Consider the following 14,665-nt stretch of genomic DNA (forward strand, 5'->3'; position numbering starts at 1 on the left):
CTCTCCCACGCGCCATGGCTATACCGCCCTAAACCGTGAACCCCAACATCATCCCGGTGTCTTCATGTTCCAGCAGGTGGCAGTGGGCCATATAGGCAAACTCCTTCGGCGCCGGATGATCAAACTTCACTAATACTTCACTCACGTCCCCTTCCACACGCACGGTGTCTTTCCAGCCGCGACGATGCGCCGCTGGCGGCTTGCCGTTTTCGCTCAGGATGCGGAACTGGGTGCCGTGGATATGGAACGGATGCAGCATCATGTCGCCCTTACCCGAAATCACCCAGCGCTCATACTGGCCTCTGGCGGCGGCAAACATCGGCACATTCATGTCGAAGGCTTTGCCGTTGATGCGGTTGGCGTTATGGAAATCAAATCCCTTGCCCGACGACATGCCATGATCCATGCCGGACCCGTGGTTCATGTTGCTCATGTCGCCTTGGTGCATATTCCCCATGTCGCCCATCCCGCCGTGCCCCATCATGCTGTGATCCATTCCGGCCATCGCCTGATCGCCATATTTCTCCATCAGCGCCTGCATGCCCATCCTGTCGAGCATCGGATCCATCGACAGCTGGAGCTGACGCTGCGTCAGCCCCGTCAGAGAAGGTAGCGCCGGCATAGCGGCCAGGGTATCCAGCAGCTTGCCGGAGGCAGGAATGACCAGCGGCTGGACGCGCAGTACCGGCTGTGGTTTATCAAAAGGCGCAATGGCCATGCCCATCTGGCTCACCGGCAGGGTCACCAGATCAAAAGGTTTGCCGTCGCTGGTGTCCACCAGCACCTCAAAACGCTCCCCCATCAAGACCGGCAACTCATTGACCTTCACCGGCTCTGCCAGCAGACCGCCGTCGCTGGCCACCACGTACAGCGGGCGCTTATCGCTGGTCGCAAAATTGAGGGAACGGGCATTACAGCCGTTCAGCAAGCGCAGACGTAGCCAGCCGCGCGGGGCGGCATGTTCAGGATAGAGAGCGCCATTGGTCAGCAGCGTATCGCCAAACCAGCCGACGGCAGCGCTCATCACATCCAGCTGATAATCAATTTCGCCAGCGGCGGTAAACTTCTTGTCCTGCACAATCACCGGTACATCATCGATTCCCCACTGCTTCGGCAACAGCAGGCGTCCGCTCTCTTCATCCTCGATCAGCACCAGCCCCGCCAGCCCCATCGCCACCTGCCGACCGGTGGTCCCGTGCTGATGCGGGTGAAACCAGCAGGTGGCCGCCCGCTGCGTTGGGGTGAAGCTCACCGTCCGAGTGGCGCCCGGGGCGATGACCCCCTGCGGTCCTCCGTCGACCTCGCCGGGTACCTCCAGACCATGCCAGTGCAGCGTCGTCTCCTCTGCCAGCTGGTTGGTAATGTCCACCGTGATAGCCTTCCCCTGCGTCAGCTGCAGCGCGGGACCCAGTAGCGAGCCGTTATACCCCCAGGTGGTGGCGTTCAAAGCGCCAAACTGCGTTTTGCCCGCCTGGATGGTCAGCGCGATACGGTTGCGCGCATCAGCCGTCAACAGCGGCGGTACCGGCAGGGCCGGGCGACTGGCCGCAAAGACCGCACGGCTCCAAAGCGGTAACGCGCTGGCCATGCTGACCGCGGCGGTCAGTTTGAGGAAGTCTCGACGTTGCATATTCACATCCTTTTATTCTGCGGGCGAATATTTGAGCTTAAACCCTACCGTAACGGGAAGGTCAAGCAGAAGAGTAAGAATAAAGATCGGCGCTGTGTAAAGAAGTATGCTAATTTGAAGCGTCGGTGATCTAACGGTAGAAAAAATGAAGACGCTTTTCAGAACAATGGTACTCGGCAGCCTGCTTACTCTCTCCGCCAACAGCTACGCGCTCAGCGAATCAGAAGCGGAAGACATGGCTGATTTAACCGCGGTTTTTGTGTTTCTGAAAAACGACTGTGGCTACCAGAACCTGCCCAACACGCAGATCCGTCGCGCCCTGGTGTTCTTTGCTCAGCAGAACCAATGGGACCTGAGCAACTACGACAGCTACAACATGAAAGCGCTTGGCGAAGACAGCTATCGCGATCTCAGCGGCATTAACCTTCCGACGGCGAAAAAATGTAAAGCGCTGGCCCGCGATTCACTTAGCCTGCTGGCTTACGTCAAATAATTACACGCGCGGGCGGCAACGCGCCGCGCTTTTCCCCGACTCACCCGCCTTTAATATTTACCATTATTATTTTATACAAAATAAATTTTATCTACCTCGCAATACATCAAGCCAATAAATAAATTAAACCCGTACTAACAGCCCTGGCAGATAAAAACAATAAAATATCCCTAACGATATATTGCAAAATAAAAAGCAGCCTTTTAGAATCCGTTGAAAATATATCTACTTCATGGACTGAAATTGTGAATATCTCGCTGACTCTTCGTATTATTCCACTTGCCGCTATGTTATTAGCCGGCTGTAGCAATACCGCCCCTCGCCAGCAGGTAAAACCGCTCACCACCCCGCTAACGTCGCAGCAGCAGGCAGAGCAGGAGCGAGCGGCCAGCGAACAAGCGCGCATTGAATCCTGCCGACAGGCGCTGGACTCGCTAAAAGAGGTTAACCCACAGCAGGCAACCAAACTCAGCAATGACTTCAATGCCTTAGTGCGTGCGGCGTCACAATACAACAGCGTGCGCGAGAAAGTGGCGGATCCCACCCGGCTTGGCATTGACTCCATGTATCAGTTTAAATCCATCAAATTGTGCGCCGATATTCAGAAAACGCTAATCGATAGCCTGGTACAGCGGGGTGAAAGCAAGCAGCCATGAACAGAGCCGCCACGCTGACCCTCAACGCGCCCCTGCTGATGCTCGTCGCGGCGCTGGCGCTTTCAACACCTTTCTTCGCCGGCGCCGCGCCGGCGTTTCTTGACTACGCCCAGCAGCAAACCCAGGCGCATGAAAAAAGCGATGCTGCAACCGCAAAGCAAACGTCAGGCGATCGTCAACCTGCGGATAATAAAAAAAAGACGCCCAATACCGCACAATTGCAAAAAAGAATCGTCAGCCAGCAGGCGACGATTGAGCAAAAAAATAAAACTATTCAGCAATTAAAAAAACAGCTTGCTAACACTCCGGCCACAGAAACCTCCATCGCGAATGAGCATGCGGCCTTAAATAACAAAATAAAAGAATTACAGATCGCCTTAACCGCCGCCACCGCGAAAAATGAGGCGTTAATTAAAAAAGAAGGCGCAGTCCAGAATACGACTCTGCAGCAAAGTCAGGCCGCCGCGCTGAAGCAGATTCAACAATTAACGTCACAGCTTCAGCAAGCCGCAGCTGAAAATAAACGGCTCAGCGCCAGCCTCACTGCTCTGAATACAGATAAGCAGACGCTGGCTAACCGGCTCGCCGCGGCAGAGAAGGCGCAGCAGACCACCCTCGACCAGGTCAAAACCCTTAACGCCGACAAACAGCCGTTGGTCAACCGGCTGGCGGCGGCGGAAAAAGAGAAGCAGACCGCCCTCGACCAGGTCAAAAACCTTAACGCCGATAAGCAGTCTCTGGCTAACCGGCTGGCGGCGGCGGAAAAAGAGAAGCAGGCTGCTCTCGACCAGGTCAAAACCCTTAACGCTGATAAACAGCCGCTGGTTAACCGGCTGGCAGCGGCGGAAAAAGAGAAACAGGCCGCCCTCGACCAGATCAAAGCCCTTAACGCCGACAAACAGCCGTTGGTCAACCGGCTGGCGGCGGCGGAAAAAGAGAAGCAGACCGCCCTCGACCAGATCAAAGCCCTTAACGCCGATAAGCAGTCGCTGGCTAACCGGCTCGCCGCGGCGGAGAAAGCGCCATCGAGCCGCGCCGATGCCGCCGTGGCGGCAAAAGATGAGCCCCCCGAGATGGCAGCCATAGTGGCGGCCTATCGCCTGCAGGCGGACAAAGATAACGCCCAGCTGCGGATGAAAGAGGATGAAATCCAGCTGCTGCGGACGCAGCTGACGGTCCCGCCGAGAAATACCACCGGCAAAACCGCCGCCAAACTCAGCGCGCCAGGTGAACAGCAGGCTTACGCCATCGGCGCCTCGATGGGTACAGAGGCGCTTAATGTCCTCACGACTCGTCGCACTCAGGGAGTTAACGTCGACGCTGGCCTGGTGCTGCAGGGCATCGAAGATGCTTTCAGCGGCCAGCTTCGCCTCGGCGAACAGGCGCGTAATAAAGCGCTGTTTGACATTTCACAGCAGGTTTTCCAGAACCTGAATAAAATCGAGCAGAAAAACATCAGCGCCGGTCAGAAATACCAGCAGGCGTTTGCGCGCAAAAAAGGTGTGGTCTTCAAAGAGGGCGTCTACAGCCGTATCGATTACCCGGGTAAAGGAAAAATTAGCGGCAACGATCTGGTGACCGTGGTGATCAAAGAGATGCTGACGGACGGAACGGTGATCAATGATATGGAGACGAAAGATCAGGCGCTTACCCAGAAACTGGATGCCTATCCCCCGGTATTTCGCGGGCCGCTGAAGCGCCTGCAGAACCACGGCTCCGTGACGCTAGTCGTCCCGCCCGACAAAGCCTATGGCAGTAAAGGGTTGCCACCGAAGATCCCCCCAGGCGCCACCATGGTCTATTCCGTGCGGATAGTGGATAGCCAACCCGCGCCGGCAAAATAGCCCTGTCTCCCCACCGCCCTCTCCGGGCGGTGCTGTTATTCCTGCCGCATTGCTGCAATAACCGCCGTGCATCCTCATCTATAGTTGTCTATGATGTTGCACTCGTTTTACGGGTGTAACAGATGTTAACGAAGGAGGAGCCTCACCGTGGCCGATAATCCACTGTGGCATGAAACGCTGCATGACCATTTTGGTCAGTACTTTAGCGTTGATAACGTGCTGTACCACGAAAAAACCGATCATCAGGATCTGATCATCTTTGACAACCGCGCCTTTGGCCGGGTGATGGCGCTGGATGGCGTCGTGCAAACCACCGAACGCGATGAGTTTATCTATCACGAAATGATGACCCACGTGCCGCTGCTGGCTCACGGCAATGCCAAGCATGTCCTGATCATCGGCGGCGGCGATGGCGCGATGCTGCGCGAAGTCTCTCGTCATCGCAGCATCGAAAGCATCACCATGGTGGAAATCGACGCCGGGGTGGTCTCATTCTGCCGCCAGTACCTGCCCAACCATAGCGCCGGCGCCTATGACGATCCGCGCTTTACGCTGGTGATTGATGATGGCGTCAATTTTGTTAACCAGACGACGCAAACGTTTGATGTGATCATTTCGGACTGTACCGACCCTATTGGCCCGGGGGAAAGCCTCTTCACCTCGGCTTTTTATGAAGGCTGCAAACGCTGCCTGAATCCGGGAGGGATTTTCGTTGCGCAGAACGGCGTCTGCTTCCTGCAGCAGGATGAAGCGGTCGGTAGCCATCGCAAACTGAGCCACTATTTTCGCGACGTCAGCTTCTACCAGGCGGCGATTCCGACCTATTACGGCGGGATAATGACCTTTGCCTGGGCGAGCGACAACGAGGCGCTGCGCCATCTTTCCAGCGAAATCATTCAGGCGCGCTTTCACAAAGCCAACCTGACCTGCCGCTACTACAATCCGGCAATCCATACGGCGGCCTTCGCCTTACCACAATATCTGCATGATGCTCTGTCCGCACCGTGAAGCGAAATAAGGGGGTGAACTAAATTGAAAAAATTGAAGCTGCACGGCTTTAACAACCTGACCAAAAGCCTGAGTTTTTGTATCTACGATATCTGTTACGCCAAAACGGCAGAAGAGCGCGACGGCTACATCGCCTATATCGACGAACTTTATAATGCCAATCGCCTGACAGAGATCCTGAGCGAAACCTGCTCTATTATTGGCGCTAATATCCTGAATATCGCCCGCCAGGATTATGAACCCCAGGGCGCCAGCGTGACCATTCTGGTAAGCGAAGAGCCCGTCGACCCGCGGCTTATCGACCAGACCGAACACCCCGGCCCGCTGCCTGAAACCGTGGTCGCCCATCTCGATAAAAGCCATATCTGCGTGCATACCTATCCGGAGAGCCACCCGGAAGGCGGCCTGTGCACCTTCCGCGCCGATATCGAAGTCTCTACCTGCGGGGTTATTTCACCGCTCAAAGCGCTGAACTATCTGATCCACCAGCTGGAATCGGATATTGTGACCATTGACTACCGCGTGCGCGGCTTTACCCGCGACATCAATGGGATGAAGCATTTTATCGATCATGAAATCAACTCAATTCAGAACTTTATGTCTGACGATATGAAGTCGCTGTATGATATGGTCGACGTCAACGTTTATCAGGAAAATATCTTCCATACCAAAATGTTGCTTAAGGAGTTCGACCTTAAGCATTACATGTTCCATACCCGACCGGAAGAGTTGACCGCTGAAGAGCGCAAGGTCATTACCGACCTGCTGTGGAAAGAGATGCGCGAGATTTACTACGGCCGCAATATTCCTGCCGTGTAATGCCTCAAATGCCCGGCGGCGCTTTTGCTTGCCGGGCCAGGGTTCTGCGCCGGCGGGAAGCGGGGAAAGGTACTCGTCGCGACCCGGAGATGTGCCCTGCGCACGCGACGCTTAGCCGGGCTACGGTTTTCCGCAGCCCGGCGCACAACGAGTCATCAACGCTGCTGCATAAACTCACGATAGGCGGCAACCACCTGCAGGAAATCCTCAACACCGCACAGAGAGAGGCTTTCTTCGTCGTAGTAGCTCATCCCCTCCTCGATTTCGTCGCCGGAAAATTCCAGCTGATTGGCGCGGATCATCACCTCTTCGCCATCCAGCCACAGCGTATATTCATGTCCGGCACGCTGCCAGGAACGTTCACTGCCTTTCACGGTGCGCGCAGCCTGCTCCACTTCGTCAAGCAGAGCAAGATTGTCTTTCACCTCCTCGTTGAACCAGTGGCCAATCGCCTCGTGATCCATCGACATTCGCACCTTTACCACTCCGGTAATATCGCGCAGAAATTCGTAGTCCATCGTCTTTTCCTCTGCAAGGGCAATGCGTCACCGCTGCACTGTACCCATGGAGTAATTATCGCAGCAGACCGAAAGAAAAAAAGCGTAACAGGCAGGAGGTTTGGAAATAAAAATGCCCGGTGATGCAATGTTCACCGGGCATTGGGGAGTTTGTAGCCAAATGGTCAGCCGGGCTGACCGGATAGTTTTACACCGCGGTCTGGAAGATCACGCCGTCAGCTTTTTCAGTGTACTGATCCAGCTGGTTGAAGTTCAGATAGCGATAGGTATCTTCCGCTGTCTTATCCACCTGCGCCACGAAGGTCTGGTACTCTTCCGGCGTCGGCAGTTTACCGAGCAGAGAAGCCACCGCTGCCAGCTCGGCAGAGGCCAGATAGACGTTAGCGCCGGTACCTAAACGGTTCGGGAAGTTACGGGTAGAGGTGGAAACCACCGTCGCACCGTCGGCGACGCGCGCCTGGTTACCCATACACAGGGAACAGCCAGGGATTTCGATACGCGCCCCGCTCTTACCAAATACGCTGTAGTAACCTTCTTCGGTCAGCTGCGCGGCGTCCATACGGGTTGGCGGCGCCACCCACAGGCGAGTCGGCAACTGGCCTTTGTGGCTGTCCAGCAGCTTACCGGCGGCACGGAAGTGGCCGATGTTGGTCATGCAGGAGCCGATGAACACTTCGTCGATTTTCTCGCCCTGTACGTCAGACAGCAGGCGGGCATCGTCCGGATCGTTCGGCGCGCACAGAATCGGCTCTTTGATATCCGCCAGATCGATGTCGATCACTGCCGCGTATTCCGCGTCAGCATCGGCTTCCAGCAGCTGCGGATCCGCCAGCCATTTCTCCATGCCCTGGATACGACGCTCCAGGGTACGGCGGTCGCCGTAGCCTTCGGCGATCATCCACTTCAGCAGGACGATGTTGGAGTTCAGATACTCAACGATCGGCTCTTTGTTCAGCTTGATGGTGCAACCTGCAGCAGAACGTTCAGCGGAGGCATCGGTCAGCTCGAACGCCTGCTCCACTTTCAGATCCGGCAGACCTTCAATCTCAAGGATGCGGCCAGAGAAGATGTTTTTCTTACCTTTCTTCTCAACGGTCAGCAGGCCCTGCTTGATGGCGTACAGCGGGATCGCGTGGACCAGGTCGCGCAGCGTAATGCCCGGCTGCATTTTACCTTTGAAACGCACCAGCACCGATTCCGGCATATCCAGCGGCATCACGCCGGTCGCGGCGGCGAAGGCCACCAGACCAGAGCCCGCCGGGAAGGAGATACCGATGGGGAAACGGGTGTGGGAGTCGCCGCCGGTGCCCACGGTATCCGGCAGCAGCATGCGGTTCAGCCAGGAGTGGATCACGCCATCGCCCGGACGCAGCGAGACGCCGCCGCGGTTCATAATGAAGTCCGGCAGAGTATGATGCGTGGTGACGTCAACCGGCTTCGGATAGGCCGCAGTGTGGCAGAAGGACTGCATCACCAGGTCAGCGGAGAAGCCCAGGCACGCCAGGTCTTTCAGTTCATCACGGGTCATTGGACCGGTGGTGTCCTGAGAACCGACGGAGGTCATTTTCGGCTCGCAGTAGGCGCCCGGGCGGATACCGGCAACGCCGCAGGCGCGGCCAACCATTTTCTGCGCCAGAGAGAAGCCGCGGGTGCTTTCCGCCACGTCTTTCGCCTGACGGAAGACATCGCTGTGCGGCAGACCCAGCGCTTCACGGGCTTTGGTGGTCAGGCCGCGACCGATGATCAGCGGGATACGGCCGCCGGCACGGACTTCGTCGATCAGCACATCGGTTTTCAGCTCGAAGCTGGCCAGCAGTTCGTTGGTCTCGTGATTACGCACTTCGCCTTTGAACGGGTAAACGTCGATGACGTCGCCCATGTTCAGGTTTGACACATCCACTTCGATAGGCAGCGCGCCCGCATCTTCCATGGTGTTGAAGAAGATTGGCGCGATTTTGCCGCCCAGGCACAGGCCGCCGCCGCGCTTGTTCGGCACGTTCGGGATATCGTCGCCCATAAACCACAGCACCGAGTTGGTGGCCGATTTACGTGAAGAGCCGGTCCCGACCACATCGCCGACGTAGGCCAGCGGGTAGCCTTTCTGCTGCAGGGCTTCGATCTGTTTGATCGGGCCAACCACGCCCGGCTGATCCGGTTCAATGCCTTCGCGGGCGTTTTTCAGCATCGCCAGGGCGTGCAGCGGGATATCCGGACGCGACCAGGCATCCGGCGCCGGAGACAGGTCATCGGTGTTCGTTTCGCCAGTGACCTTGAAAACGGTAACGGTGATTTTCTCTGCCAGCTGCGGGCGGTTCAGGAACCACTCAGCGTCGGCCCAGGATTGCATAACCTGTTTAGCGTGCTCGTTACCCGCTTTCGCTTTCTCTTCCACGTCGTAGAAGTTATCGAACATCAGCAGAGTATGGGACAGCGCTTTCGCGGCAATCGGCGCCAGTTTCGCGTCGTCCAGGGCATCGATCAGCGGGTGGATATTATAACCGCCCTGCATGGTGCCCAGCAGTTCAACGGCTTTTTCAGGGGTAACCAGGGGGGAGGTCGTTTCGCCTTTGGCGATCGCGGCAAGGAATCCAGCTTTAACATAGGCGGCTTCGTCGACGCCCGGCGGTACACGGTTAATCAGCAGGTCTAACAGGAATTCTTCTTCGCCCGCAGGCGGGTTTTTCAGCAGTTCTACCAGCGCGGCCATTTGGGTTGCATCTAAGGGTTTGGCAACAATCCCCATGGCGGCACGCTCAGCTACGTGCTTACGGTATTCTTCTAGCACGACGGTTCTCCTCGCTTCTCATTGTCATAATGCGGCCTACACCTCTTCAATCAATCTGCTTCGGTATTGGCAGTTTGCCGCCTTGACGCATCTTGAAGGATTTAGTGGCTGGGCGATTTTCTTCACGCTCCTGTGAGACAGCAGTTTGTAGGGTAAATGCCCGATACCGCGTCGGCAGCATAGCAGGATTTTTGAAAGGTGTTAATCTGTTTACAAAAAAGCAACATTAAAATTTAGCTGAATCGTTAAGGGCAGGATATTGCAGGCTTTCTGTTCAAATCCCGCGACAAAAATTCCTTTCCGCGTACAACGCCATGGGCCGATCCCAACAATCATCAATAAAAAGCCATACCGCTTACTTATACTCAGCAAACGCGCCGTTTTCGCCGATACTTTAGCGAGATGGGTTACTTTTTGGGTCAGGAGCTTCTATGTCACTGCCGTTCAAACCCCATATTATCACCCTGCTCTGTAGCGCTGGCTTACTCGCGGCGGCGGGAACACTCTATGTGCAAAGCCGTACTCCAGAGACGGTCACTCAGCCGACGGCGCAGCCTGCGCCAGCGCCAACGCCAGCCGCACCCGCCGCCGCGCAGCCGGTGGCCGCCACCTACACCCAGGCGCAGATTGACCAGTGGGTTGCCCCCATCGCGCTCTACCCGGACAGTCTGCTGTCGCAGGTGCTGATGGCTTCCACCTACCCGGACAACGTCATGCAGGCGGTGCAGTGGTCCCAGGATAACCCCACCATGAAAGGGGATCCCGCCGTTCAGGCTGTTGCCAACCAGCCGTGGGATCCCAGCGTCAAATCGCTTGTCGCTTTCCCTGCCCTGCTGGCGATGATGGGCGAGAATCCGCCCTGGGTGGAAAATCTGGGTAATGCGTTTTTGGCCCAGCCGCATGATGTGATGGACTCGGTGCAGCGCCTGCGTGCCATCGCCCAGGAGACAGGGACGCTGAAATCCACGCCGCAGCAAAAAGTGATTGTCGCCGCAGCGGCGCCTGTGCCGGCCACCACTTCGAAAAGCAGCACCGTATCAACGTCAAGCACTACCGCGGCGGCGCCTGCGCCGACGCAGGTCATAAAAATAGAACCGACCGACCCGCAGGTGGTCTATGTTCCCAACTACAACCCCTCCACCGTCTATGGTACCTGGCCGAACAGCGCCTATCCTCCGGTCTATCTGCCGCCCCCTCCCGGGGAGCAGTTTACCGATAGCTTCGTCAAAGGCTTCGGTTACAGCCTGGGCGTGGCGACCACCTGGGCGCTGTTCAGCAGCATCGACTGGGATGATGATGATGACTACCACCATCACGATGACGACTACCACCGCGGGGATTACTCGCATAATGGCGATAACATCAATATCAATGTGAATAATTTTAACCGCATTACCGGACAAAACCTGCCGGGCGACCACGTAAACTGGCAGCACAATCCCGCCTATCGCGGTCACGTGCCATACCCCGATAATACCGTCGCCCAGCGCTTTCATCAGACCAACGTATCCGGCGGACTGAGCGCGACCCAGCATGCGCCGGTCGATCGTGAGGCGCAGCGCCAGGCGGCAATGACCCAGCTTCAGCAGCGCAGCGCGTCGACCGCCACGGCAGGCAACCTGGCGGCAAACACCCCCTCGCGCGATGCCCAGCGTCAGGCGGCCTCGGCGCAGTTGAAACAAGCCACCCAGCGCAGCAACTACCGCGGTTACGACAGCGCGCCGACATCAACCCAGCAGCGTCGAGACGCGGCGAAAGCGCAGTTGAAAAACCCGACGCCGCAGCAACAGCAGCGTAGGGAAACCATTAAGAACCACGAGCAGAATGCTACACCGCAGCAGCAACAGCGCCGGCAGCAGCTCCATTCCGCCACGCCCGCCCAGCGCCAGCAGACGGTCAATCATCTGCGCGCCAGCGCCCTTAGCGGCAACGAAAGCCGCTCCCCCTCCTGGCAAGCTCAGCAGGAACGGGGACGACAGAGTCGTCAGTTTTCCAGCGTAAACCGCGAGCAGCGCGACGGCGCCAGAGAGCGTCTTTCTGAACACCATGAACTACGCCGCCGCTGAGGATGAGCAGAATGAGAAACCCATTACCTATTGCCCTGTTCACGTTAATGCTGTCACCGCTTGCCGCCTTCGCCCAGCAGCAATATGCCACCCCCGAGCAGGCCGCGAGCGCGCTGGCCGAGGCGATCGGCCAGCAAAATGACGCGGCGCTGAGCGAGGTGCTTGGCGATAACTGGCAGCATTTTTTACCCCCCGACGGGATCGACCCCACTGCCGTCGACCGCTTCCAGCGCGACTGGCAGGTGAAACATGTGATTGTGCAGCAGGGTGATAACGCCTGGCTCGACGTTGGTAGCGAAGCATGGCGCCTGCCCGTCCCCATCGTCAAATCATCCCAGGGCTGGCGCTTTGATATGGCCGCTGGCGAAGAGGAGATCCTTACCCGCGCTATTGGCCGTAATGAACTGTCGGCAATAGCCGCCATGCACGCCTACGTTGACGCCCAGCAGGATTACTATCAACTGAACCACCACTGGGCGCAGAAAATCATCAGTAGCGAAGGCAAAAAAGATGGTCTGTACTGGCCCACCTCGCCGGGCGAAGCGCCAAGCCCGCTTGGGCCCGCCTTTAGCCCGACGGTACCCGGCAGCGGCTACCATGGCTACCGCTTCCGCATTATCACCGGTAGAGATGAGCAGAGCGTCGCCTTGCTGGCGTGGCCGGTGGCGTGGGGGGAAACCGGCGTGATGAGCTTTATGATCGATCAGCACGATACGGTTTATCAGGCCAATCTCGGTGAAGAGAGCGCGGCAAAGGCCCAGGCGATAACGCGCTTTGCCCCCGACGCTGACGCCGGCTGGCAGGTGGTCAATCCATAAAAAAACGCCCGGTTACGAATACGCAACCGGGCGTTTTCATTCACTTAGCCCTGGTGGGGCATCAGTGACGGATCGCCGGCAAAGGCTGGTTTCGTACTGGACAATGCCGCTTCGTCAGCGCTGATGCTGCCGGAATTCGCCGCCCATACCCCTTCACTGGTCTTCGTCACCTGCTGATGCTGGGCATTCAGATCCTGGCCCATCGCCGCGATATGGGTCGTTTCCGTGCCGCCGCTGTTATCCGCCCACGGAATCGTGGCGTCAGCCGCGCAGGCTACACCGGATAAGCACGTTGCTGCGACCAGCGCAGTGGTTAAAAAGCGTTTCATCACACACCTCATCGATATCGTTAACTGACTATAAGTTTACTGAGTGACTATTTACAAAGTATGTATGAGGTGTAGCGGTTTATGAATAGCGACATAGTTCTAAACATCAGGCATAAAAAAAGCGGCTCCGGGAGCCGCTTATGCTTTTTGCCTGAAAGAAAAAGTTACTTTTTCTTCGCTTTGGCGTTCGGCAGGTCGGTGATGCTGCCTTCGAAGACTTCTGCCGCCAGGCCAACAGACTCGTGCAGAGTCGGGTGAGCGTGGATAGTCAGCGCGATGTCTTCAGCGTCACAGCCCATCTCGATAGCCAGGCCGATCTCACCCAGCAGCTCGCCGCCGTTGGTGCCGACAATCGCGCCGCCGATAACCCGGTGGGTCTCTTTGTCGAAGATCAGTTTGGTCATACCGTCTGCGCAGTCGGAAGCGATAGCGCGGCCGGAAGCCGCCCACGGGAAGGTGGCGGTTTCGTAGCTGATGCCTTTCTCTTTCGCTTCTTTCTCCGTCAGGCCGACCCATGCCACTTCTGGCTCGGTGTAGGCGATGGACGGGATCACTTTCGGATCGAAGTAGTGTTTCAGGCCGGAGATAACTTCAGCGGCAACGTGACCTTCGTGGACGCCTTTGTGCGCCAGCATCGGCTGACCGACGATATCGCCGATAGCAAAGATGTGCGGCACGTTGGTGCGCATTTGTTTGTCAACGCGGATGAAGCCACGATCGTCCACTTCCACGCCCGCTTTGCCTGCGTCGAGGTTTTTGCCGTTCGGTACGCGACCGATAGCCACCAGTACGGCGTCGTAACGCTGTGCTTCCGCTGGCGCTTTTTTGCCTTCCATGGAAACGTAAATACCGTCTTCTTTCGCTTCAACGGCAGTCACTTTGGTTTCCAGCATCAGGTTGAATTTCTTGCTGATGCGTTTAGTGAAGACTTTCACCACGTCTTTATCGGCCGCCGGGATAACCTGGTCGAACATTTCAACCACGTCAATCTCTGAACCCAGCGCATGGTATACGGTACCCATTTCCAGACCGATGATACCGCCGCCCATGACCAGCATGCGTTTCGGTACGGATTTCAGCTCCAGGGCGTCGGTGGAGTCCCATACGCGCGGATCTTCATGCGGGATAAATGGCAGTTGAATCGGACGGGAACCCGCCGCGATGATGGCGTTGTCGAAGTTGATCACGGTTTTGCCGTTTTCGCCTTCCACTTCCAGGGTGTTAGCGCCGGTGAATTTACCCAGACCGTTAACCACCTTCACTTTACGCCCTTTGGCCATGCCAGCCAGACCACCGGTCAGCTGAGTGATGACTTTTTCTTTCCAGGTGCGGATCTTGTCAATATCAGTTTTCGGTTCGCCGAAAACGATGCCGTGTTCGGCCAGCGCTTTCGCTTCTTCGATAACTTTTGCCACGTGCAGCAGCGCTTTAGAAGGGATACAACCCACGTTCAGGCACACCCCACCGAGGGTGCTGTAACGTTCTACGATGACGGTTTCCAGACCTAAATCAGCGCAACGGAAAGCTGCAGAGTAGCCTGCAGGACCTGCCCCAAGTACCACGACCTGAGTTTTGATTTCAGTACTCATCATGACCTCTGTAATTTATATCCGGCGGGTCTGACGCTATTATTCTTACGCCCAAGTCCACCGGGACGTTCTATCCGCGTGTATTTTACAAAATTGTTAACAATTTTTAA

At 56.7% G+C, this 14,665-nt stretch carries 12 protein-coding genes; 7 read left to right on the forward strand and 5 right to left on the reverse strand.

Features of this window, described 5'->3' with window-relative positions:
- Positions 1-28 precede the first annotated feature (28 nt).
- Positions 29-1,630: a multicopper oxidase CueO gene (gene cueO, locus K5R89_RS04010; RefSeq protein WP_065813034.1), complete on the reverse strand. Its 1,602-nt coding sequence runs from the start codon at positions 1,628-1,630 to the stop codon at positions 29-31.
- A 145-nt stretch (positions 1,631-1,775) separates the two neighbouring features.
- Here cueO and K5R89_RS04015 point away from each other — a divergent pair, with 145 nt between their 5' ends.
- From K5R89_RS04015 to speD, 5 genes are all read left to right on the forward strand, one after another.
- Complete coding sequence (locus K5R89_RS04015; protein WP_004204381.1) at positions 1,776-2,123, forward strand: YacC family pilotin-like protein; 348 nt, start codon at positions 1,776-1,778, stop codon at positions 2,121-2,123.
- Positions 2,124-2,368: 245 nt separating this feature from the next.
- Complete coding sequence (locus tag K5R89_RS04020; protein WP_023292003.1) at positions 2,369-2,779, forward strand: hypothetical protein; 411 nt, start codon at positions 2,369-2,371, stop codon at positions 2,777-2,779.
- Positions 2,780-3,432: 653 nt separating this feature from the next.
- Positions 3,433-4,623 (forward strand): FKBP-type peptidyl-prolyl cis-trans isomerase N-terminal domain-containing protein, encoded by a 1,191-nt coding sequence (locus K5R89_RS04025; protein ID WP_217259211.1) that lies wholly within the window; start codon positions 3,433-3,435, stop codon positions 4,621-4,623.
- Positions 4,624-4,770: 147 nt separating this feature from the next.
- Complete coding sequence (gene speE / locus K5R89_RS04030; protein WP_004204376.1) at positions 4,771-5,631, forward strand: polyamine aminopropyltransferase; 861 nt, start codon at positions 4,771-4,773, stop codon at positions 5,629-5,631.
- Positions 5,632-5,655: 24 nt separating this feature from the next.
- Positions 5,656-6,450: an adenosylmethionine decarboxylase gene (speD, locus tag K5R89_RS04035; RefSeq protein ID WP_004204375.1), complete on the forward strand. Its 795-nt coding sequence runs from the start codon at positions 5,656-5,658 to the stop codon at positions 6,448-6,450.
- A gap of 155 nt (positions 6,451-6,605) precedes the next feature.
- Here the strand turns inward: speD and yacL are convergent, their stop codons facing one another.
- The gene (gene yacL / locus K5R89_RS04040; protein ID WP_004204373.1) at positions 6,606-6,968 is read right to left on the reverse strand and encodes a protein YacL; all 363 of its coding nucleotides are present in this window, start codon (positions 6,966-6,968) and stop codon (positions 6,606-6,608) included.
- A gap of 187 nt (positions 6,969-7,155) precedes the next feature.
- A complete protein-coding gene (gene acnB / locus K5R89_RS04045) occupies positions 7,156-9,753 on the reverse strand; it encodes a bifunctional aconitate hydratase 2/2-methylisocitrate dehydratase (protein ID WP_004204372.1) in 2,598 nt (865 codons plus the stop codon).
- Between the two features lie 431 nt (positions 9,754-10,184).
- Between acnB and K5R89_RS04050 the strand changes: the two genes are divergently transcribed.
- Both K5R89_RS04050 and K5R89_RS04055 read left to right on the forward strand, forming a co-directional pair.
- Complete coding sequence (locus tag K5R89_RS04050) at positions 10,185-11,819, forward strand: DUF3300 domain-containing protein (protein WP_087827527.1); 1,635 nt, start codon at positions 10,185-10,187, stop codon at positions 11,817-11,819.
- Positions 11,820-11,830: 11 nt separating this feature from the next.
- Positions 11,831-12,637: a DUF2950 family protein gene (locus K5R89_RS04055; RefSeq protein ID WP_072414040.1), complete on the forward strand. Its 807-nt coding sequence runs from the start codon at positions 11,831-11,833 to the stop codon at positions 12,635-12,637.
- Between the two features lie 44 nt (positions 12,638-12,681).
- On the opposite strand, the gene K5R89_RS04060 is transcribed toward K5R89_RS04055, so the two are convergent.
- Both K5R89_RS04060 and lpdA read right to left on the reverse strand, forming a co-directional pair.
- Positions 12,682-12,966, reverse strand: a complete 285-nt coding sequence (locus tag K5R89_RS04060; protein WP_023291998.1) for a hypothetical protein — start codon at positions 12,964-12,966, stop codon at positions 12,682-12,684.
- Between the two features lie 164 nt (positions 12,967-13,130).
- Positions 13,131-14,555 carry a dihydrolipoyl dehydrogenase gene (gene lpdA, locus K5R89_RS04065; RefSeq protein WP_002888731.1) on the reverse strand — a complete coding sequence of 475 codons (1,425 nt, stop codon included), beginning with the start codon at positions 14,553-14,555 and terminating at the stop codon, positions 13,131-13,133.
- Positions 14,556-14,665 lie beyond the last annotated feature (110 nt).

Origin of the sequence: Klebsiella sp. TF21-TM (assembly GCF_019753495.1) — a bacterium.
Classification (GTDB): domain Bacteria; phylum Pseudomonadota; class Gammaproteobacteria; order Enterobacterales; family Enterobacteriaceae; genus Klebsiella; species Klebsiella quasipneumoniae.

Excerpts from the sequence above, each read along its gene's own strand:
- K5R89_RS04055 (WP_072414040.1), top strand. The coding sequence starts at position 11,831 with ATGAGAAACCCATTACCTATTGCCCTGTTCACGTTAATGCTGTCACCG.
- yacL (WP_004204373.1), bottom strand. The coding sequence starts at position 6,968 with ATGGACTACGAATTTCTGCGCGATATTACCGGAGTGGTAAAGGTGCGA.
- lpdA (WP_002888731.1), bottom strand. The coding sequence starts at position 14,555 with ATGAGTACTGAAATCAAAACTCAGGTCGTGGTACTTGGGGCAGGTCCT.
- K5R89_RS04060 (WP_023291998.1), bottom strand. The coding sequence starts at position 12,966 with ATGAAACGCTTTTTAACCACTGCGCTGGTCGCAGCAACGTGCTTATCC.
- cueO (WP_065813034.1), bottom strand. The coding sequence starts at position 1,630 with ATGCAACGTCGAGACTTCCTCAAACTGACCGCCGCGGTCAGCATGGCC.
- K5R89_RS04050 (WP_087827527.1), top strand. The coding sequence starts at position 10,185 with ATGTCACTGCCGTTCAAACCCCATATTATCACCCTGCTCTGTAGCGCT.
- K5R89_RS04015 (WP_004204381.1), top strand. The coding sequence starts at position 1,776 with ATGAAGACGCTTTTCAGAACAATGGTACTCGGCAGCCTGCTTACTCTC.